Raw genomic sequence first — 13820 nt, 5'->3', positions numbered from 1 at the left:
CGCTCTCAGCCGCTCTCAGCCGCTCTCAGCCGCTCTCAGCCGCTCTCAGTCGCTCTCAGCCTCGTCCTCCGTGCCGGTGGGGTGGCATTGAACGCATTGTTCCAGTTCGGGAGCGCGGATACCTTCCTCCTGATGTTTGCCGGCCATTTCCACCCGTTCGTGACAAGTGTAGCAGGTATACTGGTCGAATGTGGCGGTATGGCAGGTGGCGCAGGGGATTTCGCCCTGTTCGCCGTGGTTGAGGGGGAAGGTGTGGTTGGTGAGGCGGGCGGGTCGCCAGGCGGCGGGGGTGTGGCAGGCGGCGCAGTCAAGACCGAAGAGTCCGGCGTGTAGGGTTGGTTCCGGGTGACAGGCGACGCATTGGTGGGGCGTGCCGGCAAAAACCTGGTCCACATGACACCCCGCACAATCCGCCGTCGCGTGCCGACCCTCCAGCGGCCAGATCGTCGCGTGGTCAAAATTCGCCATACGGTCCACGCCGTCATGGCACTGCAAACAATCCACGCCAAACTGGGCCACATGCGCCGTCATGAAAGCGATGTCAACCTGGGCGTGACAATCGGCGCACTGCGATTCGGCAAATCCAAACTGCGCCCCCGTGTGGCACGTAGCGCAAGAGAAAGGCTGTTGGTCGAAATTCGTTACGTGCCGCGCCAGGCTGAAGCCCGTATCGGCATGGTTGAACAGAGCGGCATCCAGCGTTGCTGGCGACCAGCCGGTAGGCGCATGGCAGGCGGCGCAGTCCGTGCCAAAGAGGCCGCGATGTCGCTCCGGTTCCGCATGGCAGGCGAAGCAGTCGGTGGGCGTTTCCTCAAAGCGACCGCCATCGTGGCAGCTTTCGCAGGCCACGTCCGCGTGCAAACCATCCAGCGCGAAAAACTCGGCGTGATCCGCCGCCGTGAATGCGGCCAGGGTATCCAGGCCATCATGGCAGGCGACACAATCCTGACCGAAAGCGTCTTCATGAACGGTCATGAAGTCCGGTTTGGCTTCTTTGTGACAGGCGAGACAGGCGGAAACATCCACGGAGGCAGCCACGGCACTGGTGTGGCAGGTGGTGCAGTCCAGGGGGGCATCCGCGTAATCGCGTTCGTGTTTGTCCAGGCTAAAGGGGGTCAGGCTGTGGTCAAAATCGTGTATGGCGGCGGCGGTGAGGTCAAAGGCGCGCCCTTTGTGTTCCTGGTGACAGGCGGCGCACCTGGCGACGTTGTCGAAGCGGCTGTGCAAGCCCTGCCCGGTCCGATGCTGTTCGCCAACGCTGGCGTGGCAGCTTTCGCAGCGGGTGGGGTCGATACCCTTGAAGGGGGCGTGGCACTGGTTGCAGTTGTCTTGAAACTCGGCGTGGTTGGTGAAGCCTTCCAGGGTCTGGCCGCTGCTGTTGTGGGCGGAAAGGTCGCCGGGATTAAAGGCGCGCCCGCCGGTGAAGGTGACGTAGAGGGAGAGACCCACGATGAGGATGGCCGCGGAGGCAAGAGCAATGGGGGAAAAGATGGGGTGTTGTCGTTCGACGAGGCGGTGACGTTTCATGAAGGGTCTGGGATGATGGTATTAGTGGAGAATGCCGGCACGAAAATAAACCGTCGCCACAATATGCACAATGACGGAAAAGAACAGCGTCAGGCCCAAGGGCACATGCGCCATATGCCACAACCGCATGTAGCCGCGCGCCGTCTCCAGCGTCTCCATTTGCCGCTCCAACTCCCGCTGTCGCGCCAACATGGCGGCCAACTCCTTCTGCTGCGCGCTCTCCAACTCATCCAGGCGACGCAATTCCCGCCGCAATCGACGCTCATAGCGCCACTGGAAAAAGCTGCGTCCCAGGAGACTTAACCAGGCCGAGCGCCGCGCCGTGCGTTCGCTCAACGCGGTGATGACGGCCTGCACATGATCCGGTTTTTCCTGTTGGAAGGCGGTTAGACTTGCGTGTAGGTTGTTTGCCTCCGCCGTCAGCTCCGCGTGCGATTGGGCCACGCCGGAGAGGCGGCGGGGGAGCGCCGTGTAAAGATAACGCCCGACGAAGCCGCTGGCGACGACGACCATCGTCAGCCAGAAGGTGAGGCCGGCCAGACCGCGAAATTGCAGTCCGGTGTGCATCAGGACGAGAAATGGGCCTACCAGTCCGGTAAAGATGTGGAAGGAGAGCCAGTAGCGCACGGGACCGGCGCGATTAAGGAGGGTCGTGCGTTTACGCAGGCTGTAGAGCGTTTCCGTCATCAGCATGAGGAGCGTGCCCACGATGCCCAGCCAATGGCCAAAGGGATGTCCGCCGCGAGGTTCGGAGACGATTTCATAGGCGATGTACACGCCGCAAAGGATGAAGATGACGACAAAGCTGACTTCTAACTCGAAGGCTTGTCGCGGTCGGTTGCGCGCGGGCGCGGTGGTAGTGGGTCGTGAGATCATGGCGTCATTCAGTTGATCGTGGGTACAGTAACAAAGGCATGAGATTTTCCAAGATGATGAGCTGGCATCATCATTCTACTTCGTTATTATAGCGAAAGGGTGAACGCAACAGGTCTTTAGGTACTATTGTAACGCTGTTATCACGAAAATTGTCTTGTGGGGGTGTGCCGTTTATGCCGGCATTTTCTGCCAGTACCGCATCGCCCGTTTGCACGCTTGTTCCCTATGGATTAGTCGCCTCAGGGGCGGAAAAGTCACGCCAGGCAAACAAGTTGCGGCAACGAGGGGGCATTTACCATTTATCCCTTTTCCGCTACACTACAGCGCCACGCCGAAAAACGGGCAACAGTCAACGGAAAACGGGAAACGAATAACGACCGATGTCCGGTGATTCCGATTTGTCGTGCCAACAACGGACAATTGCCAGATAAAAACACGCACATGATGCGCGGATGACGAAGATTTATCTCGACGATGGGTGGCAGCGTGTGCTTCTAACCACTGCCCACTGTCAACTGACCACCATTCTCGAAGGAGACTTCATGCGCCGCGGCGCACCACCATCAATGAAAACATCTTCCCGGAAGCTGTTACCCAGAGCCATCATCCGTGATGAAGTTTCCGGGAAGATCCTTTTCAGAGGAGACCATTCTATGTCAGGAGTAATCGCCGCGGGCAGTCAGGAGACGGCCAGAGCCGGCGCAGCGATATTGGAGCAGGGGGGCAATGCGGTTGATGCCGCGGTGGCGGCGGCGTTTGCTTCGTTTATTGCGGAGATTGGGGTAGTGCATCTGGGGGGCAGCGGCATGGCCCAGATTTATAATCCGGTTTCGGGCCACGGAACTGTTTACGATTTCTTCAGCGCCACGCCGGGATTGGGTCGCGCGGGAATGCCGGCATCTCTCGACTTCGGCAAAGTAACAGTTGACTTCGGCGCCACCACCCAGGAATTCCACCTTGGGCGCGGTTCGGTAGCCGTGCCCGGCAACATACGTGGCCTGTGCCAGATGGCCGCCGACTATGGACGTTTGCCGCTGGCGCAGCTTTTGGCGCCGGCCATTCGCCTGGCGCGCGATGGCCTGCACCTGGAGCCATTCCAGACGGAAACGTGCGAACTGCTGGCCCCTTTGTATACACATACTGCCGGCATGAGGCACGTCTTCCAACCCAACGGCCACTTCATCCAACCCAGCGACGTGCTATACATCCCACACCTGGGGCATACCTTGCGGGAACTGGCCGCGTCCGGCGCGGATTTCGCCTACCAGGGGCCGCTGGGGCAGGCGCTGGTGGCGGACCAGGATGCCAACGGCGGGCTGTTGACGACGGCGGATTTGGCCGCCTACAGCGTGCCCACGCTGTCGCCCATCCGGTTCCCGTATCGGGATTACGAAATTCTGCTGCCACCGCCCAGTTCAACGGGGGGCGTCCTCACGGCGTTCACGCTAAAGCTGTTGTCGGCGTTTGCCGTGCGTGAACGGGCGCATGGTTCGGCGGACCATTTGCGCTTGCTGGCGGAGGTGATGGGGGCAACAAGTCGGGCACGCGTTTATTGGGATCGGTGGCGGGAGGAAATGCCGGCATCCACCGCCATCACCACCTTCCTCGCCAACAACTTCGTCCACGATTACGTCGCGCAAATATCCGCCGCCCTCGCCAGCGGTCGCCCCTACGCCCCCGCGCCCGAACCACCCGGCCCCAGCAACACCAGCCACCTCAGCGTCATCGACGGCGACGGCCTTGCCGTCAGCCTGACCACCACCGCCGGCGAATCCGCCGGCTACATCGTCCCCGGCACAGGCTTCATCCCCAACAACATCATGGGCGAAGAAGACCTGCACCCACGCGGCTTCCACAGCCAGCCACCCGGTCAGCGCATCCCCACCATGATGACGCCCGCCATCGTCCTCAAAGATGGCAAAATCCGCCTCGTCGTCGGCAGTGGCGGCAGCACCCGCATCCGCAGCGCCATCCTGCAAGTGCTGAGCAACCTGCTCGACTACCACATGAAACTGCGCGACGCCGTGAACATCGCCCGCGTCCACTACGAAAACGGCATTCTGCAATGCGAAGCGGGCTACGATGCCGCCGCCGTAGACACCGTAGAACAGGCCGGCTACGTCGTCAACCGCTGGCCCACACGCAGCATCTACTTCGGCGGCGCGCACAGCGTCTCCCGCACCGAATCAGGCCGCCTCGTCGCCGCCGGCGACACCCGCCGCGGCGGGGCCGTCGCCACCGTGTAGGCGACAAACCAACCATCAATAAAAACATCTTCCCGGAAGCTGTTAACCAGGGCCATCATCCGTCATTGCGCTTCCGGGAAGATTCATTACACACGAGACGCCTTTTTGTGGCGTTGCCATTCGAGTGCTATTTCAGCGCCAGCCTTAATCGCCTGGCAGGGTCAGGTCGGAGATGATCACCAGGAAGACCTGGTTTTCCAGGTCGGGGAAGGCGTTGGCGGGGGCTTCGGCCCAGGCGACGATTTCCTGACCGTCGCGCAGCGTGACCATGATGAAGCCGCGAATGAGGAGGCCATCCTCGTTGACGTAGTCAAAGTCGCCGCGCACCCAGAGGTTGTCCGCCAGGGTGAAGCGGTAGGGATCGCCGGTGGCGAATCCTTCCACGCCGTCGCCGGCCACGGCCAGCCAGTCCGCCAGCAGGGGCAGCCGCCCCGCGCCGGAATCGGGATCGGTGCGCAAGGCGACAAAGGTGTCGCTGGTTTCGCCGGTGAAAAGCTGCCAGCCGTTCTCCAGTTCCTCGTAGGTGAACTCTTCCGGCTTGGAGACGGTGAAGCCGTCCAGGGTAAGGGTAGCCCAGTTGCCGGGATAGAGGCCAAAACCAACGGGCTGGAACACCCAACTGCCGATAATTTCCACGGCGGCTTCCAGGTTCGCCTCTTCCTCGCTCAGGGGACCATCCAGGTCCACCACATAGCCCACGCCCTCGCGCGCGAAGGTGAAGAAGACGCCCGTGTGGGTGACGCCGTCGGCGTCGTTGTAGCCGTAGGCCGTGATCAGCCCGTCTTCCCCGTCTACCGTTGTCACATCTTCATAGAGAATGTCCACCGCGCCGAAGTCGTCCAGCGTTTGCGTTTTCAGGTCGGCGGGCGTGCCGCTGCCCAGGTCGGGGTAGAGGGTGATGTACAGGTAGGTGGTAGCGTCGGGGTTACTGGTGTACAGCAGCGCGTCGTCGTATTCGGGACGATACCACGCCTCGGGGTAGTTGAACTGGAAGCCTTGATACGGGTCAAGGTAGGTGGCGTAGCCGGGAATCAGGTTGTCGTTGTCCACGGCGAAATCATGATAGACTTCCGCCCATTGCCCGGCGATGGTCTCGGCGGCAAAGCCGAGGAAGTAGTCGCCGCTGGGGAGGGGCCGCCACTGGTAATACAGTTGCTTGTTTTCGGCGAAGAAGAGGGAGACGCCGGCTTCGCGGATAGTGTCACCATCTTCCGTGAGGTATTGATCGTAAATCTGGAATTCGTCCCCTCGGGCGGGGAAGATTTCGTAGGGTGCGCCTTCGCCGCTGCTCTGCACGCCCCAAACGCTGTCCATTTCGCCGGTGTCTGTGTCAAAGACGAGGCTGGCGTCGAAGTATTTCGACTCGCCGGCGGGGCGGTAGCGGCCTTCGACGACGTACAGGCTGCTATCGTAGTCGGTGGGCCACATGACGACGTAGTCGCCGTTTTGGCCGTCGGTGATATAGGAGGCGTCGGTGTACCAGACGAAGAAGTCTTCGTGGACGCCGTCGTGCCATTCGTAGAGGAGGGAGCCGTCGTCGAGGTAGGTGGGTTCGGGGATGAGGTAGTCGTATTCGACCAGTTGCAGGCGGCCGTCGGGTTGGTAGATGCCGGCAATCAAGTAAACATTCTCTATATCACGCCCCGTAATCTCCACGTCCATGTAGGCAGGCTGCTGGTAGCCGGCCACATCGCTGAGGACATTCACAATATCAAAACCCGGTTCGGGAATATCCGCCAATCCCAGGTCATGATACGTTGACAGGAACGTATCCCAACCGGCCACCGGTCCTTCGCTGGCATAGGAAGGCTCCATAAACTCCGCCAGGCGGGGGAAATAGACAGCCATGCCCCGCGCCTGCGGCAAGCCGCCGCCGTGGGCCTCGGCCACCACCGCATCCGCCACGGCGGCCATCACTTCTTGCGCCGCCGCCGTCACCGCCTCATCGGTGCTACGCTGCGCCAGGATGGAGGCAAAATGCCACAGGTCCACAGCCGCGTAGTAGTCGGCATCCTCCGGGTAGAAGCGGGCAAAGCTCTCCGCGCCGGCGCGGGCATCACCTACGGCGCTGGCGGAGAGGGCGGGATCGATGATCAGGGCGGCGGCCAGTTGCTCCACGGCATCGGTGACGCGAGGCATGGCATCCAGCCGCACGGCGGACATGGTCACGTACTTATCTGGCTCGACATCGGTGTAGTAGGCGAGGAAATCGTCTACCATGTGCTGCGCGAGTGTGCCGGCATCCATCTCCGGCGCGGCATACAAATCAGACAACAAAGCGGCATAATCCCAACCCAAACCGGGCACCAACTCCTCCGAACCGACCGCATACAGCGCATACGGGCTGACCACATCGTACACTTCCATCTGCCCCATGAGGCAGGCATCAAAGCCGATGATGTCCAAATGGTCGGGACCAACCTGAGCCAGCGCCCGCTGCAACGCGCCATCCAGATCGTTCATGCTCAATTCGTCGTAGCCGGACGTGCTCTCATCAAAGGCGACGCCCAACCAGCCCGCGCCGTGGTCCCAGAGGATGAGGGCGTAATGGTTGGCGGGGAAGCCCTCCATGCCCCAGACGATGAAATCGGTGAGAACGTTGGGGTCGCCCATGTTCTGCTCGCCCAATTCTTCCAGCAGGGTGGGATTGATGCTGTCCGGGTCTTTGTCTCCCTGGACCAGGTAGCGGCGGGTGTCGGTCCAGTCGCCGGAGACGGTGGTTTCGCCTGGGGTGCGGTCTACTTGCAGCACGACGTTGACCTTGCTGGAACGACCCGCGGTTTCCATCTCGTTGATGTCCAGCAGGCCTTGCAGTTCCAGGTCGTTGTCGGCGGCGAGGTAGACGAGAATGGTCCAATCGGCGAGGTTGGGGTCGGGGGTGACGGTGGGAACCGGCGTGGGGGTGAAGGCGGGCGGGGGTGTGGGCGATGCCGGCACAACCGTATCCACCGCAGCCACCACCGTTGCCGTACTCACCCCTTCCCCACGCTCCCCGCCGCTCCGCTCCGCCGTCGGCGGCGGGCTGGTCGGCGGCACAGGCGTGGCCTCGTTGGCCCCGCCGCAAGCCAGGACACTCAACAAACAGGTAACGAGAAATAACCAGACGGCACGGTTTCGTAACATGGGTGGCTTCTCCGGGTGTGAGCGGTGGTCAGCGCATACGCGGTGACCCGCCAGTGGAACAACAACCATCAGAGTATACCACCGCGCCAGGGCAGGTAAAAACCAATTGATCGCCGTCGTTTGTGTCACGGCACAATTGGCTTATAATCGTCCCTGTTCGTCCTGGCTATCCCTCTCCTGAAACTGAAGTGAGTGTTTCTATGTCCGCGGTTTATGAGTACGTTGGCAATCTGCACATGCACACCCCTTACTCCGACGGCGAAAAGTGGCACAAGGCAATCGCCGACGCCGCCATTGCCGCGGGTTTGGATTTTATCGTGGTCACCGACCACAATATCTGGGTGGATGGCGTGGAGGGGTACTATGAGAACGACCAGGGGCGGGTGCTGTTGCTGGTGGGGGAAGAGGTGCATGATACGCGCCGCGATCCGCAATGCAATCACTTTCTGGTCTATGGCGCGGGGGAGGAAATGTGCCGGCATTCTCCCGACCCCCAATCCCTCATCAACGCCACCCGCGCCCTCGGTGCCTGCGGCTTCCTTGCCCACCCCCACGAACGCAGCCTCGACCTCCTGCGCGAACCCGAACTCGGCTGGCACAACTGGGAAGTAGACGGCTTCACCGGCCTGGAAATCTGGAACTACATGTCCAGTTTCAAATCCGCCCTGGCCCGCCGTCACGACCGTCTCTCCTTCAAACATCCCCTCATCGCCAAACTCAGCGCCCTCCGCCTCGTGCTGCGCCCGGAAAAGTACATCACCGGCCCCGAACCGGAGACCCTGGCCAAATGGGACGAACTGCTAGCCCAGGGCAAACGCATTGCCGCCGTCGGCAACAGTGACGCCCACGGCACACCCATGAGCCTCGGCCCCATCACGCGCGAAGTTTTCCCCTACGAGTTTCTCTTCCGCGCCGTCAACACGCACGTCCTCACGCGCCAGCCCCTCAACGGGGACCTCGCCCACGACAAGGCGTTGCTGCTGGGCGCGGTCGGTCAGGGAAATAGTTGGGTTGGCTATGATATGCCGGCATCCACCAAAGGATTTCGCTTCAGCGGCCAGGGCGTGAACAAAGGCATCATGGGGGACATGATCACCATGGACGTGGGCGCGACGCTACAGGCGTTGGCCCCCAACCGCTGCCAGATGCGCCTCATCCACCGCGGCGAGGTGGTAGCGGAAACAAACGACACCACCCTCACGCACATCCCCGTGGACGAAGGGGCGTACCGTGTCGAAGCGCGTGTCCCCTACCTGGGTCGGGAACGAGGCTGGATATTCAGCAATCCCATCTATTTGCGCTGACGCCGCGCGGGAAGGCTTGCCACCCATGACGCATAATCCCATTCGCGCCATTTTTCGCATTGCCACAACGTCCCTGGCCCTGGCTCTGGGCACATTTATCATCCTGCTCACCGGCTGGATTCCCGTGCGCGTGCGCCGCATCCGCTTTGCCGCCTGGAACATGCGTTGGATGGCGCGCGCATTTCTGCGCATTTTTGACGTGCGCCTGGAACCGCCGCCGCCGGAGACGTTCACGGAACACGAGGGCTTCATCTTCCCCAACCACCTCTCCTACGTGGACATTGTGCTGCTGGTGAGCATCATGCCCATGCGCTTCCTGGCGAAGGAGAGCGTGCGCACCTGGCCCTTTATTGGCTGGATGGCGCGCGCGGTGGGGACGGTCTTCGTCAATCGGGGAGACAAGGCGTCCCGCCATCAGGCGCGGGAGCAGCTTGCCCACGTCGAGCGGTATCCTCCCATCGTCGTCTTCCCAGAGGGGCGGATTGGCCCTGGCGGCGTGCTGCTGCCGTTTCGGCATGGGGCGTTTGAAATTGCCGCGCAAAATAGCACCCCTTTCCTCCCTTGTGCTATCATTTATGATCGTGAGGCATTGGTGCAGTGGGGAGACGAAACGCTGTGGGCGGCGGTATGGCGGCTGGCAGGGCGTTCAGGACCGGTACAGGCGCGCCTGATGCCCCTGCCCGTGGTTCACCCCACGCCAGAAGCCAATACGCAGCAGCTTGCCCTACAAACACATGAAGCAATTGCGCGGGCGCTGGCGTATCCGCCGGGCGTTTTGCCGCCAGAGGTAGCAGAGGGACGAAATTACTTTGATCACGGATGAATTTGAGTTGCCAGAAGAACAGGCGCTGGAGGTAAAGAGGCCGCTGGAACCGCAGTCCAGGGCGCTGATTATTGGGGCGTCGGCGGGCATTGGCGCGGCCTTGATGCAGACGTTGGCGGCGCAGGGGTACGTCGTGGCGGGCGTGGCGCGTCGCCAGGCGGAGCTAGAGGCTGTTTGCGCGGCCATCAACGAGCAGCGCCCCGGCTGCGCGCTATCGGTGGTGCATGACGTGACGGATTATGAGCGCGTGCCGGCATTATTCCAGGAAGTCACCCGCCGCCTCAACGGACTCGACCTCGTCATTTACGTCGCCGGCGTCATGCCCCCCGTTGCCGCCAACGAATACGACTTCCACAAAGACAAATTGATGGTCGAAGTGAACTTGTTGGGAGCCATGGCCTGGCTGGATCAGGCCGCCATTCGCTTCCAGCGCGCCGGACGCGGCCATATTGTGGGCATTGGCTCCATCGCCGGCGACCGCGGGCGACGCGGCAACCCCGCCTACCACGCCAGCAAAGCCGGACTGCACACCTACCTGGAATCGCTGCGTAACCGCCTCAGCCAGCACGGTGTCACCGTGACCACGATCAAGCCGGGCATGGTGAACACACAAATGTTGGCGCACGTGGAGCGCGCCATGTGGCCGATTTCCGCCACGGACGCCGCGGACCAGATCGCCGCCGCCATTCAGCAGAAGCGACAGACGGCCTACGTGCCCGCCCGCTGGCAGCTTGTGAGCCTGATTATCCGCCATCTGCCTTCGTTCATCTTCCGCCGCCTAAATTTCTGATCCATCACAACGCATGAGCAATCATCACCCTCTTCGCACAAAACAACTTCACCCACCGCTGCCGGCACAACGGCTGGAGAAAGTCGCCGCCTGGGGTGGGGCCAGCAGTGACATCTGCTACGTCTATCGCCCATCGACCGTGGAAAACCTGGAGCAAGTCTTCGACGTGGCCCGCCAGAGCGGGCGCACCGTGGGCTTCCGGGGCGCGGGCAACAGCTACGGCGACGCCGCCCTCAACGGCGAAAACATTCTCGTGGACTTGCGGCGCATGAACCGTATCCTGGCCTGGGATCCGCGCACGGGCGTGATCACCGTGGAGCCGGGCGTCACGCTGGAGCAACTGTGGGAATACATCATCGAAGACGGCTGGTGGCCGCCCGTGGTCACGGGCACGAGCAAAACGTCCGTGGGCGGCTGCGCGGCCATGAACGTGCATGGCAAAAACGACTGGCAGGTGGGGCCGATTGGCGACCACATCCTCTCGTTCGAGATGATGCTGCCGTCCGGGGAGATCGTCTTGTGCAACCGCGAGGAAAACGCGGACGTGTTTTACGCGGCCATTGGCGGCTTCGGCATGTTGGGCTGCTTCACGGCGATCACGATGCGGATGAAGCGCATTTACTCCGGGCTGCTGCGCGTGGAGGCGCTGGTAAGCCGCAATCTGGGGGAGATGCTGCGCCAGATTGAGGAAACGGTCTCACGCTCTGACTACACGGTGGGCTGGGTGGATGCGTTTGCTCTGGGCAAGGGCCTGGGGCGGGGGCAAATCCATCTGGCGCATTACCTGCCGCCGGAAACGGACCCCTATCCGCGGCAGACGCTGCGGGCGGATTTTCAGCGGCCACCGTCTGTTTTGTTCGGGGTGATGCCGGCATCCACCATGTGGCTCTTCATGCGTCCGTTTTGGAACAACCTGGGCACGCGGCTGGTCAACGAAGGCAAATTCCTCACCTCCCGCCTCAGCGACGGGCACACCTTCCAGCAGGCGCACGCCAGCTTCCACTTCCTGCTGGACTACATCCCCGACTGGAAGAAAGCGTACGGGCCGGGCGGACTGATTCAGTACCAAAGCTTCATCCCCGCCGCCGCCGCCGATTCCGCCTTTAGCGAGATGCTGCGCCTGGGGCAGCGGCGCGGCCTGCCCAACTACCTCAGCGTCCTCAAACGGCATCGCCCCGACGACTTCCTCATGACGCACAACCTGGATGGCTTCTCCCTGGCGATGGATTTTCGCATCACGCGCGGCAATCGCGCCGACGTGGTCCGCCTGACGCGAGACATGGACGAGATCGTGCTGCGCGCCGGCGGGCGGTTCTACTTCGCCAAAGATAGCACCCTGCGCCCGGAGGTGGTGGAGGCGTACCTGGGTCAGGACACCCTCGCCAGATTCCGCGCCCTCAAAGCACGCTGCGACCCGGAGGGCATGTTGGAAACCAACCTGTGGCGGCGGCTGTTCGGGGCGAGGGGCGAGGGGTGAGGGGCGAGAGGCGCGTGGCGCGTTGGGGCGAGCAACGCACGCACCAACCACCAACCGCAAACTATCAACTGCAAACTGCCCACTACCCACTGACCACTGTCCTAGAAGGAGGCCATTATGTCACGTCAACTTCTTTCCACTCTGTTGATTGTGCTGCTGTTTGCCGGCATTCTCGCAACCCCCGCGCACGCCGCCAGCCCCCCCACACCCCTCCCCACTGTCGCCACCCTGGCGCAAACAGACGAAACGCAGCCGACCGAAACCAGCCTCTCCACCGGCCTGGCGCAAATTTTCGCCGTCCTCGGCCTGTATATCGTCACCATGTTCACGATGGCAATCGGCACGGAAATCGTGGTAGACGTGGTGAAGATTGCCGTGGGCTTGAAGAGCAAGCCAACGGCGCGGGAAACGATGGCCGCGTACAAGGATTTGCTCCCCGGCAGCCTGGAAAGCCTGGGGGCCAGCGTGCAAATGCAGCAGGAGTTTGCCGCGCATCTGGCGGCCCTGGAGACAGTGCTGCAACCGGTGGAAAAGGCGGAGCGATTTTTGATGAATGTGCGCGAGGGGGAAATGGGGAAGGTGATTCAAACGGTGCTGACGGCGATCAATGCCGGCAACGTCCCCGGCGAGGCCGAAGTTAAAACGTGGCTCACCGATCACCTCCATGCCGGCATCACCAACCTCACCAACCGCCTGGAACTCCCCGCCACCCTGACCCACATCCTGGAGGCCCACGTGCGCGACGCCCTCGCCGAACTGGAACAGGTCGATCCCGTCCTCCTCCTCAGCCGGGCCATCAACGTCTTGCAGGGCAACCTGGCGGAAGTCGTCGTCACCTGGACGCGCCAGCAAATCGACACCGTTAGCACCACCACCAGCCAGTTGCTGAAAGACCGATACTACGCCCTCTTGCGCCCGCAACTTGAAGGATTCGGCCTCAGCCGTGACGAATTGAAAGCGATTGACGGCTGGTTCGCGGCACTGCTACAGGCGCTGGAAAAAGATGGTCAGATCAGCCGCGAAGTGGAGATTTACCTCAGTTCATTGGGCGAACTGCTGCGCGGCGTGGAGGAACAGCGGAGCTTGCTCAGCAGCCCGCTGCGCCGTTTCTGGCGCTGGCTGCGCAAACTGCCCGTCATTGGTCCCAATTTGATTGCCGGCATCGAAAAAGCATGGAACCGCCTTCTGCAGCACGACCCGGCGGCCAATCAGCCTCGCTACAATGAATTGACGCCGACCACGGCGGCCAGCATCATCCTGCACGAGCAGGGACGGCACGAAGAAGACGCCAGTATGCGCGTGAAGTGGTTGCGCTTCACCTCGGTGGTCGTGGGCATCTGCCTGGCCTACATTTTGCGCGTGGATTCGGGAGACTTGCTGCGCGACATGCTGCCGCTGGCGGACATGCTCACGACCGGTTTGACGCCAGATACTTCAGTGACGATTCTTGGTTATGTGATGCATCTGCACGCGCTGACTGCCGGCATTGTCCTCACCGGATTGGCCGCCAGCGCCGGATCAGGATTCTGGCACGACCAACTCACCCGCCTGCGCTCCGCCAAAGACGTCTCCGAAGAAATCGCCAAAGCCGTGCAGGAGTTCCAATCGCGTCGCTAACCCCCAGCACATTGGGAATCATCCGGCGTAGGGGCAA

General features: G+C 61.9%; 9 protein-coding genes. 6 read left to right on the top strand and 3 right to left on the bottom strand.

The window, feature by feature from the left end; all coding sequences use genetic code 11:
• Window positions 1-45: 45 nt before the first annotated feature.
• A complete protein-coding gene (locus H6650_05475; GenBank protein MCB8951445.1) occupies window positions 46-1527 on the bottom strand; it encodes a cytochrome c3 family protein in 1482 nt (493 codons plus the stop codon).
• Between the two features lie 21 nt (window positions 1528-1548).
• Window positions 1549-2403 carry a hypothetical protein gene (locus H6650_05470; GenBank protein MCB8951444.1) on the bottom strand — a complete coding sequence of 285 codons (855 nt, stop codon included), beginning with the start codon at window positions 2401-2403 and terminating at the stop codon, window positions 1549-1551.
• A gap of 653 nt (window positions 2404-3056) precedes the next feature.
• Between H6650_05470 and H6650_05465 the strand changes: the two genes are divergently transcribed.
• Window positions 3057-4649 (top strand): gamma-glutamyltransferase, encoded by a 1593-nt coding sequence (locus tag H6650_05465; GenBank protein MCB8951443.1) that lies wholly within the window; start codon window positions 3057-3059, stop codon window positions 4647-4649.
• Window positions 4650-4793: 144 nt separating this feature from the next.
• On the opposite strand, the gene H6650_05460 is transcribed toward H6650_05465, so the two are convergent.
• Window positions 4794-7772, bottom strand: a complete 2979-nt coding sequence (locus tag H6650_05460) for a hypothetical protein (GenBank protein MCB8951442.1) — start codon at window positions 7770-7772, stop codon at window positions 4794-4796.
• Window positions 7773-7972: 200 nt separating this feature from the next.
• Between H6650_05460 and H6650_05455 the strand changes: the two genes are divergently transcribed.
• The 5 genes from H6650_05455 (at window position 7973) to H6650_05435 (ending at window position 13783) form a co-directional block, all read left to right on the top strand.
• Complete coding sequence (locus H6650_05455) at window positions 7973-9076, top strand: CehA/McbA family metallohydrolase (GenBank protein MCB8951441.1); 1104 nt, start codon at window positions 7973-7975, stop codon at window positions 9074-9076.
• A 25-nt stretch (window positions 9077-9101) separates the two neighbouring features.
• The gene (locus H6650_05450; GenBank protein ID MCB8951440.1) at window positions 9102-9899 is read left to right on the top strand and encodes a 1-acyl-sn-glycerol-3-phosphate acyltransferase; all 798 of its coding nucleotides are present in this window, start codon (window positions 9102-9104) and stop codon (window positions 9897-9899) included.
• 103 nt (window positions 9900-10002) lie between these two features.
• Window positions 10003-10689 (top strand): SDR family NAD(P)-dependent oxidoreductase, encoded by a 687-nt coding sequence (locus tag H6650_05445; GenBank protein MCB8951439.1) that lies wholly within the window; start codon window positions 10003-10005, stop codon window positions 10687-10689.
• A gap of 13 nt (window positions 10690-10702) precedes the next feature.
• The gene (locus H6650_05440; protein ID MCB8951438.1) at window positions 10703-12166 is read left to right on the top strand and encodes an FAD-binding oxidoreductase; all 1464 of its coding nucleotides are present in this window, start codon (window positions 10703-10705) and stop codon (window positions 12164-12166) included.
• Window positions 12167-12283: 117 nt separating this feature from the next.
• Window positions 12284-13783 carry a hypothetical protein gene (locus tag H6650_05435; protein ID MCB8951437.1) on the top strand — a complete coding sequence of 500 codons (1500 nt, stop codon included), beginning with the start codon at window positions 12284-12286 and terminating at the stop codon, window positions 13781-13783.
• The last annotated feature ends 37 nt before the right edge of the window (window positions 13784-13820 follow it).

It is taken from the genome of Ardenticatenales bacterium (assembly GCA_020634515.1).
In the GTDB taxonomy this organism is placed as follows: Bacteria; Chloroflexota; Anaerolineae; order Promineifilales; family Promineifilaceae; genus JAGVTM01.
The sequence above is the reverse complement of the archived record's forward strand: the minus strand, read 5'-3'. Positions and strand labels throughout refer to the sequence as shown.

What these genes read in the sequence shown, in the direction of transcription:
- H6650_05440 (MCB8951438.1), top strand. Translation starts at nt 10,703, where the DNA reads ATGAGCAATCATCACCCTCTTCGCACAAAACAACTTCACCCACCGCTG.
- H6650_05460 (MCB8951442.1), bottom strand. Translation starts at nt 7,772, where the DNA reads ATGTTACGAAACCGTGCCGTCTGGTTATTTCTCGTTACCTGTTTGTTG.
- H6650_05470 (MCB8951444.1), bottom strand. Translation starts at nt 2,403, where the DNA reads ATGATCTCACGACCCACTACCACCGCGCCCGCGCGCAACCGACCGCGA.
- H6650_05475 (MCB8951445.1), bottom strand. Translation starts at nt 1,527, where the DNA reads ATGAAACGTCACCGCCTCGTCGAACGACAACACCCCATCTTTTCCCCC.
- H6650_05455 (MCB8951441.1), top strand. Translation starts at nt 7,973, where the DNA reads ATGTCCGCGGTTTATGAGTACGTTGGCAATCTGCACATGCACACCCCT.
- H6650_05445 (MCB8951439.1), top strand. Translation starts at nt 10,003, where the DNA reads ATGCAGACGTTGGCGGCGCAGGGGTACGTCGTGGCGGGCGTGGCGCGT.
- H6650_05450 (MCB8951440.1), top strand. Translation starts at nt 9,102, where the DNA reads ATGACGCATAATCCCATTCGCGCCATTTTTCGCATTGCCACAACGTCC.
- H6650_05435 (MCB8951437.1), top strand. Translation starts at nt 12,284, where the DNA reads ATGTCACGTCAACTTCTTTCCACTCTGTTGATTGTGCTGCTGTTTGCC.
- H6650_05465 (MCB8951443.1), top strand. Translation starts at nt 3,057, where the DNA reads ATGTCAGGAGTAATCGCCGCGGGCAGTCAGGAGACGGCCAGAGCCGGC.